Source organism: Streptomyces sp. NPDC040432 (assembly GCF_055595445.1).
Genome location: NZ_JBVIVP010000001.1, coordinates 517120 through 530411, shown reverse-complemented (window position 1 = coordinate 530411; position 13292 = coordinate 517120). Strand labels below are relative to the sequence as shown.

The following is a 13292-nucleotide window of genomic DNA, read 5'->3' as shown; positions in this document are numbered from 1 at the left end:
CGCCGCACCCTCGCGCCGTACCCGAGGACCCGCGGCCCGGCCTCCCGTTCAGCAGGGCGCCGACAGGGTCGGCAGGTCGTCCGGGAACAGCAGGGTGAGGTCGTCCGTGCTGGGCTCGGCCAGCTGCGCGACCCGCCCCGCGTGCCGCTCCACCATCGACTCGAACGTCTGGCGCGCGGTGCGGCCGTTACCGAAGGCGGGTCCCTTCGGCAGTTCCGTGAAGTACGCGAGCAGCGCCTTCGTGGTGCCCTCGCCGAGCCGGTACTCGTGCTCCTCCGCCTGCTGTTCGACGATCCGCAGCAGCTCCTCCGGACCGTAGTCGCCGAAGGTGATGGTGCGGGAGAAGCGGGAGGCGACGCCCGGATTGACGGTCAGGAACCGCTCCATCTCCGCCGTGTACCCGGCGACGATCACCACCACGGCCTCCCGGTGGTCCTCCATCAGCTTCACCAGGGTGTCGATCGCCTCACGGCCGAAGTCCCGCCCCGAATCCTCCGGTGCCAGCGCGTACGCCTCGTCGATGAACAGGACCCCGCCGCGCGCCCGGTCGAACGCCTCCTGGGTGCGGATCGCCGTCGATCCGATGTGCTCGCCGACCAGGTCCACCCGCGACACCTCGACCAGGTGGCCCCGCTCCAGCACGCCCAGGGAGGCGAGGATCTCCCCGTACAGCCGGGCGACGGTGGTCTTGCCGGTGCCGGGGGAGCCCGTGAAGACCAGGTGGCGGCGGACCGAGGCCGCCTTGAGCCCCGCCTGCTGCCGTCGGCGTCCCACCTCGATCATGTCGGTGAGGGCACGTACCTCGCGCTTGACGCTGTCCAGCCCCACCAACGCGTCGAGCTGCCCCAGCACCTCGCCCGACCCGCGTGACGGAACCACGGGGGCCGCCGCCTCCGGCAGGTCGGCGGGCCGCGCGGCGGGCACCGAGCCCGCCGGCGCCGCCGGCTCCTGCGCCGCCGTCACCGTGCGGATCCCCGGCTGCACCCCGGAAGGGGCACCGCCGGCAGCGGACCGGGCGGCCGGCCGCGACCCCGACTCGTCGCTGGTGCACCCCTCGGCCTGCGGGCCGTCCTCCGCGAACTCGTAGCCCCCGCGCGCACAGCGCTCGGTGTGGCAGGCCGTGAGCGTGGTGCGGCAGCCGTCGATGACGTGGAAGCCGAAGCCGGAACTGCCCGTCACCCGGCACGACCGGAACGTGCCCCGGCCGCCCGCCGACACGTAGAACCCGGACTCGGTCGCATGGGTGACCGTGCACCGCTCCAGAGACGGGTCGGCGCCCTTCGTGACGATCACGCCCGTCTGCACGCCGTCGATCGTGCAGTTGGCGAGGGTGCCGCCGCTGCCGTGGTCGCGGAACCACGCCCCGGTGCCCGCCTCGCGGATCCGGCAGTCGTCGACCTGCGCGGTGGCGCCGTCGCTCACCGAGACCGCCGTGTTGCGCACCTGCGACAGATCGCTGTCGACCACGTCGACCCGCGAGCCCCTGTCCAGTACGAACAGGGCGTCGGGTACGTCGTGGACCCGGCAGGAATCCAGGGAGGCGGTGGCCCCGTCACTGACCCACACCGCCGGGTAGTCGCCCGTGCTGTCGTGGATCTCGCAGGACTCGGCGTCGACCCGGGTCCCCGGGTCCCACACGGACAGGCCGTTGCGCCCGAACCGGCGGACCGTGGTGCGGCTGAGCGTCAGCACCGACCGGGACCGCAGGTCGACGGCGTTCTCCGGGATGTCGTGGATGTCGCAGCCGGCCAGGGTGAGGACGGCGTCGGTGTCGAGGGTGACCCCGTCGGCCGAGGTGCGGTGCACCGCGCAGTCGGTGAGCCGGGCCGCGGCCCGGGAAGCGATCTGCACACCGGCGCCCTTGATCTCGTACACCTCGCAGCCCAACGCCTCCAGGCCCGAGCCCTCACCGGTGACCCCGATGCCCGCGCCCGTCGCGTGGTGGATCCGGCAGCGCTCCAGGCGGGGGTGCCCACCGCCGCGCACCGAGACCCCGGCCTGACCGGCCGCGACGACCTCGCACTCCTCGAACACCCCGCCGCCGCCGTCCAGTACGGAGATGCCGACACCGGTCGGGTTCTCCACGGTGCACCTGCGCACCAGCGGACGCGCCCCGCCGCGCACCTCGATCCCCGCGGCGGAGCGGGTGCTCACGCGCAGGTCGGTGAGCTCGGGGGAGCCGTCCTCGACGAGGACCGCGGGCGCCGCCCGGTCCGCGCCCTCCACGTACAGGTCCTGGATCACGGCCGAGGCGCGCACCGTCAGCGCGACCCCGTCGAGCGGGGCGATCCGCACCGAGCCGATCGCGCTCCCCTCGTACCCGCGCAGCGTGACGGCGTGGTGGAGGACCAGGTTCTCCCGGTAGGTGCCGGGGGCGATCGACAGCACGTCGCCGTCGCCCGCGACGGCGAGGGCGGCGCTCAGCGTCGGATACTCGCCCGAGCGGCGCCGCCACCGCGAGGCCCCGCCGTGCGTCACCTGGACCGTGCCCTGAGCCATGGTGCTGTCGTGCCCCCACCCTCGTATTCGCGCCGCCGGAGCGGCCGAAGTGATTGAAGCCGTTCGAAGTGGCTGAAGCGATCCGATCCGGCTCCGCCCCACCGTAGCGCGCGCGGGGCCGGCGAGTTGCCAGGTCAGCTGCCCGCCCCCGCCCGGCCCCAGTCCGGGCCGGCCGCCGCCCACGCACGGTCCAGACGCAGGTACCGCCGATGCATGAGCCGGCGTACGACCAACCGTCGGACCGTCTCCACCAGTGCGCCCGCCGTGAGCGCGGCCGCGAGCCCGGCCAGACCGGCGTGGAATGAGGCGGCGGACGGGTCGAGCGGCTGCCCCACCAGCCGGCCCCGCATGTCCGTCCATATGCGGAACCGCTCGCCGGGGACCGGAGGTTCCTCGGCGGCCGGGACCGTCCCCTCGTGGCTGCTGCCGTCCGGTGCGGTCCACACGGCCACGATCCGGCTGCGCTCCGGGGACTGCCGCTGCGCCGACGGATCGGTCGACGCTCCGGCGGGCGGCTCCGCCGCGGGCCGGACCACCACGGCCGGGACCAGATAGCGCTCGTGGCGCTGCTCCAGGGCGGCCCGCTGGAGCGTGCCGTCCACCCGCAGGCCCGCGACCCAGCCGACGGCCGGGGCCACCAGCAGGACGCACACCAGCGCGGCGAACGCCACCCACGCCTCGAAGAGATCGGTCGGCCTGCGCAGCGGATTGCGCCGCCAGCGCCACACACCCATTGCTGTCCGCACGGTCCGGCTCCCCCCGTTTCCGCCAGCTTCCGACTGCTTGCGCGTCCCAGCCTGGCGCATGTCCCGAGGACGCGCATTCCGGGACGCGCGAGACCCGTGTCATCCGATCCGGTGGTCGTTTCCGGAGGGCTGTCACACGTCCCGAAGTCACCAACGGCGCCGCGCGGCCCGTTGGTTCCGGAGAGGGACCCGAGCCCCTCGAAGGTGTTGTTCCGTCGCCTGACTGACGGGAGCGGTCCGCCCGGTCCGCGATCCCCGGCCCCTGCGCCCCTGTTCCCTGCGTCCCTGTTCCCGGCGCCCCGGTCGCGGGTCCGCCCCGGGCGCCGGGAGCCCCGCAGGGCCGCGCCTCACTCCAGGATCCGGACCTCGTCGCCGACGCGCACGGTGCCGAGGACGACCGGCACCATGTGCCGTCCGAACGCCAGGGACTTCCCGATCCGACGGTGCCGGGCCAGGGTCTTCAGCGGCTCCCGGCCGCGTTCCGCGGTCCGCTGGTCGGTCGTCGTCACGACGCACCGGCCGCACTCGCGGACCCCGCGGAAGACGGCCCCGCCCACCGCCACGCGCCGCCAGCCGTCCTCGGCCCAGGCGTCGCCACCGGCGACCACCAGGTTGGGACGGAACCGGTCCATCGGCAACGGACCCTCCTGCGGGTGGTCGCCGCGGGCGATCAGCTCGTTGAGGGCGTCGAGGGAAGCGCTGGTGGTGGCCAGCAACGGGTAGGCGTCGGCGAGGCTCACCGTCTCGCCCGGCAGCGCGTAGTCGGGGTCCACGGGTCGGCGCACATCCGGGTCGTCCATGTACACGAGCCGGGCGTCACGACCGAGGAAGGTGGTGAACCAGTCGGCCGCGGACCGGGCCGCGACCAACGTGTCGATCTTGTTGCCGAAGTGCACGGAGGGCTCGCGCGGGCCCGGATCCGGAACCTCCACGACCAGCTCCGGCATGCCCGGCGCCGACAGCGCCACCCGCCCTCCCGCCAGCGGGCGCGCGGCGGCCAGGGCCATGCGGGCCTCCTGGCGCTGGCTGATGACCGTGCCCTCGATGTCGACCACGGCCCAGCGCCGGTCCCCGGACAGCCCCCAGGGCTCCACGACCACCTCGTCGGGAGAGGTCCCCGCCACGGATTTGACGGGGTGGACGTGCAGCGACTGGACGTACAAGTTCGACATGGGGGCATTTTGCCGGCCTCCCCCCATTCGGGCACCGCGGTTATGGCGCGGTTCGAACGACCTGCGACCCGGCCGGGGCCGGGTGTGCCCCGGCCCGCCGGTCCCCGCGCACCGCGCTCCGCGAGCGGCGGCCCCTCAGTAGCCGCGCCCCTGGTACGGACGGCCGTACGGGTCCTCGTACGAGGGGACCTGTGCGGGGCCCTGGACCGGGCGGGGAGCCGCCGGGCGCATCGCCTCGTACCCGGTGGCCGCGGCCATCGGACGGGGCTGCTGCGGCTGCTGCTGCGGGACGTATCCCGCCAGGGCCGCCACCGGCTGCTGCTGCGGGATGTACGGCGCGGGCGCGTGCTGGAGCGGCACGGGCATCTGCTGCACGGGTGCCGCCTGCTGCTGGTACGGGTACCCGTAGCCCGGGGCCTGCTGCTGGGGCATGGCCGGCGGCAGGGCGGGCATGGAGGAGGCGAGGGCCGGCAGGTAACCACCGCTTGAGTAACCGGCACTGGGCGACTCGTAGGCGGCCGGAACGCGGATCGGGGCGATCTGCGGAGTGCCGCGTTCGGCGACGAGGGAGTCGTAGATGGGGGTGTCCGTGAAGGAGGGCGCGGAGTAGTAACCGCCGCCATAAGTGGAGCGGGGGGAGGTCATGGGACCTAAGTTAAGCCCACGACTTCACCGGGTCCATAGCGAGGTGTCGTCAACCCCGCCCTGACCTGCATATTCGCAGGTCAGGGCCACAGCTTTCACTTCACGTCCACGTGCACGATTCGTCACTTCCGCCCCGCCTTGTTCGCACTCGTACTCACTGGTTGACCCTTGCACCTATGTGGTGCTGACGCAGCGTCACAATGCGATGACCTCGGATGACGCCCCTTCAGGGAGTGCCGTCCGGGTTCACGCGTCACCGGGTCGGGCGTAAGTTCGACCCTTCCAGGCGGCTCCGCGACCCCGGTAGTGCTGCACGGCGGAGTCGACGGTCATCAGCAGGTAGAGCAGCGCGGTGAACGGCAGCAGCGGCGCGAGGACGACCGGCTGCCGGTAGTGGCGCAGCATCGGCAGGTAGGTGCCGGCCATCAGCAGCCAGGCGAGCCCGCCCGCCCAGGCGACCGCGGGCCGCCCGGCCGCGAGCCCCGCGACGAGCGCGACCGGCGGGACCAGGTAGACGAGCGCCAGCCCCGCCACCGTGCCGACCAGCAGCACCGGCTGGTGGCGCAGTTGGGCGTAGGCGCTGCGCGACACCATCCGCCGGAGGTCCCCGAGCGTCGGGTACGGGCGCACGCTCTCCACCCGCTCCGCCAGACCGAGCCAGATCCGGCCGCCCGACGCCCGGACCGCGCGGGCCAGCGAGACGTCGTCGATCACCGCCTGCCGGATGGAATCGGGCACCCCGGCGCGCACCGCCGCCCCGGTCCGCAGCAGTACGCAGCCCCCGGCCGCGGCGGTGGTCCGGCCGTCGGGACGGTTGATCCGACGGAACGGGTACAGCTGCGCGAAGAAGTACACGAAGGCCGGCACGACGAGCCGCTCCCAGCCGCTCACCACGCGCAGCCGGGCCATCTGGGAGACCAGGTCGAGCCGGGCGCTGGTCGCGGCCGCGACCAGTTCGCGCAGGCTGTCCGGCGCGTGGGCGATGTCGGCGTCGGTCAGCAGGAGGTACTCGGGCTCGGCGGCGCCACCGCTGCGGGCGTGGGCGATGCCGTGCCGCAGGGCCCACAGCTTGCCGGTCCACCCCGGCGCGGGATCGCCGGGGGACACCACCGTCAGGGGGAGGCCCGGGTGCTCGGCCGCGAGCCGCCGGGCGAGGGCGGCGGTTCCGTCCGTGCTGCCGTCGTCGACCAGGATCACCTCGGCGGCGCCGGGATAGTCCTGGGCCAGCAGTGACGGCAGGCTGTGGGGGAGGACCTCGGCCTCGTCCCGGGCGGGGACCACGATCGCCACGGACGGCCAGCGGGCGGGGGCGGTGCGCGGCGGGAGTCGGACGTCGGTGCGCCAGAACATGCCCTGGGCGAGCGTGAGCCAGAGCCAGGCGGCGAGCGAGGCGCAGGCGGCGATCAGGAGGAGGCCCATGCCCCGCAGTCTGCCGAAGCCCGCCGCCGTTGTCCCGCGTCCGGGCCGCGGGGCGGGTGCGCGGTGTGCGCCCCCGGCCCTCCGGCGTCGGGGCTCCCCGGAAGGCGCCGACCCCGACGCCCGGACACCTCCGTCGGGCGCCCGCCGGCCGGGCGGGACGACGCCCGGCGGGACCGCGGCGGGGGCGTCGACCAGGGGTGGAGGCGGCCGTCGGGCGGGGTCGGCCGAGCGGGTCGGCGGACCCGGCGCGGGGGCGGCCGAGCGGGGCCCGGGACGGGGGGTCGACTAAGGTGGCCGGGTGAAGATCGCTCTCATGGACTCGGGAATCGGCCTCCTTGCGGCGGCCGCCGCGACGCGTCGGCTGCGGCCGGACGCCGATCTGGTGCTGTCCTGCGACCCCGACGGCATGCCCTGGGGACCGCGCACCCCGGCCGACCTGACCGAGCGTGCCCGTGCCGTCGCCCGTGCCGCCGCCGCGCACCGTCCGGACGCGCTGATCGTGGCCTGCAACACCGCCTCCGTGCACAGCCTGCCCACCCTGCGGGGCGACCTGGAACCCGCCATCCCCGTCATCGGGACCGTCCCGGCGATCAAGCCCGCCGCGGCCGCCGGGGGGCGCGTCGCGATCTGGGCCACCCCCGCCACCACCGGCAGCCCCTACCAGCGCGGCCTGATCCGTGACTTCGCCGCCGGCGCCGAGGTGACCGAGGTGCCCTGCCCGGGTCTCGCCGACGCGGTCGAGGCGGCGGACGAGGCCGCCGTCGTACGGGCCGTCGCCGCCGCCGCCGCGCTGACCCCTTCCGACGTCACCGACGTCGTTCTCGGCTGCACCCACTACGAGCTCGTCGAGGAGCTGATCCGGGCCGCCGTCGACGCGCGCACCGGCGGCACCCCCTTCGCCTTCCACGGGTCCGCCGAGGCCGTCGCCCTCCAGGCGTTGCGCCGCGTGGGCGTCGAGCCCCGGCCGGGTCTGCCGCGCACCGGTGGACTGACGGTGCTGCTCAGTGGCCGTCCCGGCGACCTTCCGCGCGCCGCGTTCGGCTACGCGGAGGGTCGACTGCTCGCCGAGCCGGCGCGGAACGCCTCCGTCGGAGGATGACCCCGGACGGGGACGGCCCGTCCGGCGCCCCGGCCGGTCGCCGGCCACGACGCGGCCGATGAGGTCGGTCGACCGTTGCCGGACCCGCCAACTCCCCGCCCTGCGGGCCCCGTTCGGTCACCGGACGTTCCGCCGCCGACCGTTTCGCGACGCCGGGGGCGCTCGCATACTGGGGCCGTGACTGCCTACGCCAAGCACGTGCCGAGCGGGGTGATACCCGCGACCGGGTTGCGTACATGGGGTGTTCCGGCCGCCGAGCACTGGCTCAAGGAGCGGGTGCCGCTCTTCTTCGCTCCGGGTGCCGGGAGTTGGGCGCTCGGCCTGCTCGTCCTCGTCTCCTTCCTGCCGATCGTACGGACCGGGGCGCCGGCCGGGGCGGTCGGGACGGACTGGCGGGCCTACCCGACGACCCTCCTCCTGGCGGCCCTGCCCGTCTGGTTCCGGTACCTGCCGGGCGCGGCCGCCGTGTCGGCCACGCTGATCGCGGGGGAGTCGGCCGCGGCCCTCGTCGTACGGGGCACCGGCGCCGTGCGCACCCGGTTCGGCCTCTGCCTCGTCTGCGTCGCCGCGCTGTGGGCGCTGGTCGGTGCGCTGCTGCGGCTGAGGGCGCGCCGTCGGCAGCGGGCACGGGCCTTGGCGGCGGCCGGCCCGGCCCGCTTCCCCGTGCCGGGGCCGCTGCCCGCCGGGCACGGCCGGCGCGGCATCCCGGCGATGCTGTGCGGGGTGTTCCTCTGCATCGTGGGCGGGGCCGTCCTCCTCGACGGGCTCGGACTGGACTTCGACGCCCACGGGGGGACCGTTCCGTACGACGCCGTCGGCCAACAGTGGACCGCCTTGCCGTTGCTGGTGCTCGGCAGCACCCTCCTCGGCCGCGGCGCGAGCGCCGACCGGGCCGCGCGGCGGGTGCGCGACGTCGACCTGCCGGCCATGGTCGTCGGCGTCCGGATCGCCCGGTCGGGGCACCACTGGCTGTACCCGGACGCCGACGCGACGGCGGGGCGGCCCCTGATCGCCTTCAGGGTCCGTGGCGTCGACACGCGTGCGGAGGTGAGGATGTTGGCCGCGGGCCCGACGGCGGAGAACCTGCGCGGATCGCACGACATCGACGCCCGCGACGAGCCCTTCGAGGCGGTGCTCTACGGGGTGCCCCGAGAGGGCGCCGAGGTCGTCCTGGAGTACGCGGTGCACGACGACGGCGGGCCCCGCATCAGCTCCCACCTGACCGCGGCCGTGCTGCTGCCGCGCCGCCGGCACGGGCTCGACCGGTGGGTTCCCGCGGGCGTGTCGCACCGGGAGAGCGTGCGGCGGATGCGGGCCCGTGCGGAAGAACGCCGCCGCGAGCGGGCGCGGCTGCGCGCGGAGGAGGACGAGGCGAAGCGGGACGGGCGGGCCGCCGGGGCCGCCGGCGGCTGTGGCGGGACCGGCTGCGGTGGGGACGGGGGTTGCGGAGGGTGCGGCTGCGGCTGACCGGCAGCGCCCGAGCGAGGCCCGCCGCGGTCCGCCGCTCGGCCGGTGGTGCCCCGCCGCACGCCCGCTCAGTCGGTCGTCGCGAGGCGTACGGCCAGGGCGCGCAGGGCCGCCGCGTCCAGCACCCGGTCGCCGAAGCCGGGCAGCGGCACGTGGAGCGGGTCCGTCCATTCGGCCGGGATCGCCGCCCCGCCGTGGACCGCGCCGGCCAGGATGCCCGTGACGGCGGCGACGGTGTCGGTGTCCCCGCCCAGGTCGACCGCCGCCCGTACGGCTCCGGCGAAGTCGGTGGTGGTCCGCAGGGCCCACACCGCCGAGCCGAGGCAGGGCCACACCGCACCGTTGAACTCGGTGGCGAGGTCCGGGTGCCAGTCCGGGTCGAGCACGCGGGCGTACCGCTCGCGGTGGTTCGCGTGCACCGCGTCGAGGACGCCGGGCAGCGCGGCCGGCGGATCGTCCCCGTCCAGGGCGACGCGCACGAGCTCGTGCAGGATGGCCGTGCCCTCCCAGGCGGCCCGGTCGCCGTGGGTGAGGGCCGCGATCCGTCGGGCGGCGTCCATGGTGGCCTCCCGTCCGGCGGCGGCGAAGTACACGGCCGACGTCGAGGCCCGCATCAGGGAACCGTTGCCCGCCGCCCGCGCGTTGATCCGGAAGTGCAGGGCGGCGGCCAGGTCCCAGGCCTCGCCGTTGGTCAGCACGTCCTCGGTCTGGAGACCGATGTCCTTGGGACTGCCGGCGGCCCACCGCTGGAACCGGGCGAAGACGTCGGGCAGGTCGAGGCCGCCGTTTCCCAGCAGGGACTCGCCGACCAGCACCGCCATCTGGGTGTCGTCGGTCGCCTCGCCCGGGTCCCAGCCGCCACCGCCGCGCATCTCCTTTCCCTGCGCGCTCAGTTGGCCCGCCGGGCCGAACTCGTAGGGCGCGCCGAGGGCGTCGCCCGCCGCCGAACCGAGTACGGCGCCCACGGCGCGGTCGAGTCGGCTGGTCACGGGGTCTCCTCGGGGGCACACGGTGGTCGGCAGGCGGCGCGCGAAGACGTCCGGGGCGTCGAGGCCGGCCGCCGCCGGGTCGCGGCGCCATCGACGGCCCGGTGCGCCGACCCGAGCCCGCCCGATCCGCCCAGGACGGGCATGGCCGCGTCGCGCGGCCGGTCCCTCCGCTCCTTGTTCACGCCGCCAGGGTAGTCACGCCCGTGGTGCCACGGATGGGCTACGGAACGGGGTGGTGCGAGCGGGGTGTCGCGCCCGCGGCATCCCGGGCCCGGGCCCACGCGGTCCGGGCGGGCGGATGCGGAACCCCCGGCCGCCGAACTCGAACGACGACGTGGCCCCTGCACCCGGGCCCGGCCCGGCCGGCCGGGTTTCCGGGGTGGGCGTGCGGGCAGGCGCACCACACGCCCCACGGGCACGCGCGAGCCACGGGCCCGTCGACCGACCGGGCGAGAGGCGGTGGCGTACATGCGGAACGTGAGTACGCTGCTACACATGACGGGTCACCCCCCGGGGCCGCTCTGGACGGGCCGAGCCTCCAACCGCGTGCAGTGGATCCTTGCCGCCGCCGGTGCCGCGTGCCTGGCGCTCGGGATCGAGCTCGCCGTCGACGGCTCCTGGACCGCCGGGATCGCCCCGCTCCTCATGTCCGTGGTCGGCTGCCTCGCCGCCGGGCTGTTGATCCTCTACGGCACCCTGGCGTTCGTGCACGTCGCCGTCACCGTCGACTCCCAGGTCCTGGAGGTCCGCTGCGGCCACGTGGGGCTCCCGCGCCGCAGGATCCCGCTCTCCGAGGTCACCTCCGCCGAGTTCGTGCCCCGCATCACCCCGCAACAGTGGGGCGGCTGGGGATACCGCTGGCGTCCGGAGCAGGGCACCGCCATCATCGTCCGGCGCGGCGAGGGCGTGGAACTGCGGCTCGGGGACGGCAAGCTGTTCACGGTCACCGTCGACGACGCCGAGAACGCCGTCCGCGTCATCCGCGCACACCTGCGCGCCCTGGCCCGCTGACGCCGCCCCCGCCGCCGAGGCGGCGGGGAGCACCGCATCGCCCGTCAGGGCCCCCGGCCCCGGGTCTTACCAGCCTTTGGCATGCGGGGACGTACACTCCGCCAGATGAGCAGCAGTGTCACCCGCGACGCCGGGAACGACCCCTCCCCGTCGCCCCCCGCAGCACCCGGAGCAGCATCCGACGCGCACGCCGCCGACGCGGGCGAGCCCGGAACCCGCGCGTTGCCGCGCCGGGCGGCACGGGCGGCGCGCCCCGTACTCGCCGTACTCGCCGGAGTGCTGCTCTACCTCAGCTTCCCGCCGCGCCCGCTGTGGTGGCTGGCTCCCCTGGCCCTCGCCCTGCTGGCCGGGTGCCTGCGCGGTCGCCGGGCCCGGGCGGGGTTCGGGCTCGGCTTCCTCTTCGGGCTGGGTTACCTGCTGCCGCTCCTCGTATGGACCAGCGAGGGCGTCGGCCCGGTGCCGTGGCTCGCCCTCGTCACCCTCGAAGCCCTCTTCATCGGGCTCGGCGGCCTCGGCATCGCCCTCGTCGGCAAGCTGCCCGGATGGCCGCTCTGGGCGGCCGCCGTCTGGGTCGCGGACGAGGCCCTGCGGGCCCGCGCCCCCTTCGGCGGTTTCCCCTGGGGCAAGCTCGCCTTCGGGCAGGCCGACGGGATCTTCGTCCCGCTCGCGGCCCTCGGCGGGACCCCGCTGCTCTCCTTCGGCGTCGCGCTGTGCGGCTTCGGCCTCTACGAGGTCCTGCGCACCACCCGTGAACACCCCCGGCAGACCACCGCGGCGCTCGCCGCGCTGGCCGTCGCCGCTCCCGTCGGGGCGGCCCTCCTCGCCCGCCCCCTGGTCTCCGACGCCGCCGAGGACGGGACGGCCGTGGCCGCCGTCGTCCAGGGCAACGTCCCGCGCCTCGGCTTCGACTTCAACGCCCAGCGCCGCCAGGTCCTGGACAACCACGCGAACCGTACGATCCGGCTCGCCGAGGACGTCAAGGCCGGCCGGGTGCCCAAGCCCGACTTCGTCCTGTGGCCGGAGAACTCCTCCGACATCGACCCCTACACCCAGCCCGACGCCTACGCGGTCATCGACAACGCGGTGAAGACCATCGGGGTGCCCGTCGCGATCGGTTCCGTACTGGCCCCCGAGACGGGCCCGCTGCGCAACACGATGATCCTGTGGGACCCGGTCAAGGGCCCCGTGGACACCTACGACAAGCGCAAGATCCAGCCCTTCGGCGAGCGCATTCCCATGCGGTCCTTCGTTCGCCTCTTCAGCGCCGACGTGGACCGCGTCCGCCGGGACTTCGGGCCCGGCAAGGAGCCCGGGGTGTTCGACATGAACGGCAGCGGGGTCGGCATGGTCACCTGCTACGAGGCCGCCTTCGACGACGCGGTGCGCTCCACCGTCCGGGCCGGCGCCCAGGTCATCGCCGTGCCCAGCAACAACGCCACCTTCGGCCGGAGCCAGATGACCTACCAGCAGCTCGCCATGGACCAGATCCGCGCTGTCGAGCACAGCCGGACGGTACTGGTGCCCGTCACCAGCGGAGTCAGCGCCGTCATCCGGCCCGACGGATCGATCAGCGAGCGGACGAAGCTCTTCACCGCGGACGCGCTGGTCGCCGAGATCCCGCTGCGCTCCACCGAGACCCCCGCCACCCGGTTCGGGCCGCTGCCCGAGTACGCGCTGCTCCTGATCGCCGCGGGCGGGCTCGCCACGGTCCTGGCCCGTCGGATCCGCGCCGGGAGGGCCGCGTGAGCACACCCGAGTTCATCAAGGCGATCCGCGCCGGCGCCGGGCAGCAACTGCTCCTGCTGCCCGGGGTCACCGCCGTGGTCGTCGACGACGCGGACCGGGTCCTCCTGGGCCGCCGGGCCGACACCGGGCGGTGGTCGGTGATCGGCGGGATCGCCGAACCCGGCGAACAGCCCGCCACGACGGCCGTCCGCGAGGTGTACGAGGAGACGGCCGTGCGGTGCGTGCCCGAGCGGGTCGTCCTCGTCGAGATGCTCGCGCCGATCGTCTACCCCAACGGGGACGTCTGCCAGTTCCAGGACATCACCTTCCGTTGCCGCCCGACCGGCGGCGAGGCCCGCGCCCACGACGGAGAACTGCTGGAAGTCGCCTGGTTCGGGATGTCGGAGCTGCCGCCGCTGGAGCGGTTCGCCGTGGAACGCGTCCGACGCGCCCTCCTCGACGAATCGACCTGGTTCGAGCCGGCGGCTGTCGCCGACGGCAACGGATGACACCCACCGGG

Annotated in this window: 11 protein-coding genes; 5 read left to right on the top strand and 6 right to left on the bottom strand. The window is 75.1% G+C overall.

Features of this window, described 5'->3' with window-relative positions; all coding sequences use genetic code 11:
* Positions 1–48: 48 nt before the first annotated feature.
* From ACZ58N_RS02395 to ACZ58N_RS02375, 5 genes are all read right to left on the bottom strand, one after another.
* Positions 49–2499, bottom strand: a complete 2451-nt coding sequence (locus tag ACZ58N_RS02395; protein WP_471154600.1) for a right-handed parallel beta-helix repeat-containing protein — start codon at positions 2497–2499, stop codon at positions 49–51.
* A gap of 134 nt (positions 2500–2633) precedes the next feature.
* Positions 2634–3245: an Rv1733c family protein gene (locus tag ACZ58N_RS02390; protein ID WP_471154598.1), complete on the bottom strand. Its 612-nt coding sequence runs from the start codon at positions 3243–3245 to the stop codon at positions 2634–2636.
* Positions 3246–3592: 347 nt separating this feature from the next.
* Positions 3593–4417: an MOSC domain-containing protein gene (locus ACZ58N_RS02385; protein ID WP_471154595.1), complete on the bottom strand. Its 825-nt coding sequence runs from the start codon at positions 4415–4417 to the stop codon at positions 3593–3595.
* Positions 4418–4552: 135 nt separating this feature from the next.
* Entirely contained in the window at positions 4553–5062 is a 510-nt protein-coding gene (locus tag ACZ58N_RS02380) for a DUF6643 family protein (RefSeq protein ID WP_471154592.1), read from the bottom strand.
* Between the two features lie 246 nt (positions 5063–5308).
* Complete coding sequence (locus tag ACZ58N_RS02375; protein ID WP_471154589.1) at positions 5309–6481, bottom strand: glycosyltransferase; 1173 nt, start codon at positions 6479–6481, stop codon at positions 5309–5311.
* A gap of 298 nt (positions 6482–6779) precedes the next feature.
* Here ACZ58N_RS02375 and ACZ58N_RS02370 point away from each other — a divergent pair, with 298 nt between their 5' ends.
* Positions 6780–7580, top strand: coding sequence for a glutamate racemase (locus tag ACZ58N_RS02370; RefSeq protein WP_471154587.1), 801 nt, complete (start codon positions 6780–6782; stop codon positions 7578–7580).
* Positions 7581–7757: 177 nt separating this feature from the next.
* Positions 7758–9047 (top strand): hypothetical protein, encoded by a 1290-nt coding sequence (locus tag ACZ58N_RS02365; protein WP_471154584.1) that lies wholly within the window; start codon positions 7758–7760, stop codon positions 9045–9047.
* Between the two features lie 68 nt (positions 9048–9115).
* Here the strand turns inward: ACZ58N_RS02365 and ACZ58N_RS02360 are convergent, their stop codons facing one another.
* The gene (locus ACZ58N_RS02360; protein WP_471154582.1) at positions 9116–10036 is read right to left on the bottom strand and encodes an ADP-ribosylglycohydrolase family protein; all 921 of its coding nucleotides are present in this window, start codon (positions 10034–10036) and stop codon (positions 9116–9118) included.
* Positions 10037–10531: 495 nt separating this feature from the next.
* On the opposite strand from ACZ58N_RS02360, the gene ACZ58N_RS02355 reads away from it, so the two are divergent.
* The 3 genes from ACZ58N_RS02355 (at position 10532) to ACZ58N_RS02345 (ending at position 13281) form a co-directional block, all read left to right on the top strand.
* Positions 10532–11047, top strand: coding sequence for a hypothetical protein (locus ACZ58N_RS02355; RefSeq protein WP_471154579.1), 516 nt, complete (start codon positions 10532–10534; stop codon positions 11045–11047).
* 105 nt (positions 11048–11152) lie between these two features.
* Positions 11153–12793: an apolipoprotein N-acyltransferase gene (gene lnt / locus ACZ58N_RS02350; RefSeq protein ID WP_471154576.1), complete on the top strand. Its 1641-nt coding sequence runs from the start codon at positions 11153–11155 to the stop codon at positions 12791–12793.
* Positions 12790–13281 carry an NUDIX hydrolase gene (locus ACZ58N_RS02345; RefSeq protein ID WP_471154573.1) on the top strand — a complete coding sequence of 164 codons (492 nt, stop codon included), beginning with the start codon at positions 12790–12792 and terminating at the stop codon, positions 13279–13281. Before lnt ends, ACZ58N_RS02345 begins: the two co-directional genes overlap by 4 nt.
* Positions 13282–13292: the final 11 nt, after the last annotated feature.